The organism is Citrobacter sp. TBCS-14 (assembly GCF_005280805.1).
GTDB lineage: Bacteria > Pseudomonadota > Gammaproteobacteria > Enterobacterales > Enterobacteriaceae > Citrobacter > Citrobacter gillenii.
Genome location: NZ_SZWM01000921.1, coordinates 1 through 221, shown reverse-complemented (window position 1 = coordinate 221; position 221 = coordinate 1). Strand labels below are relative to the sequence as shown.

Annotated in this window: 1 pseudogene; it reads right to left on the bottom strand. The window is 43.4% G+C overall.

The features are described 5' to 3' along the window. Window positions 1–2: 2 nt before the first annotated feature. Window positions 3–221, bottom strand: a pseudogene (locus FDX22_RS30620) (hypothetical protein); the annotation flags it as partial.

Genomic DNA, 221 nt, shown 5'->3' with positions numbered 1-221 from the left:
ATTTAATTAATGGTACCCACTGACTGTAATAATCCAAAAACATATTCACCGGAGGTGTTGATACTTCCCGGTGAACGTATAACACCACTGACAGCACTTCCGGAAACCGCCATTGTACTGGTGATTGCGCTGATGAGCTGTTTTATTAAATCCCGGTGAAGTGCTTCTGAAGGATATCGTCTGGGATATTTTCCGGCACGGATCATCGCTTTCATCGTTTT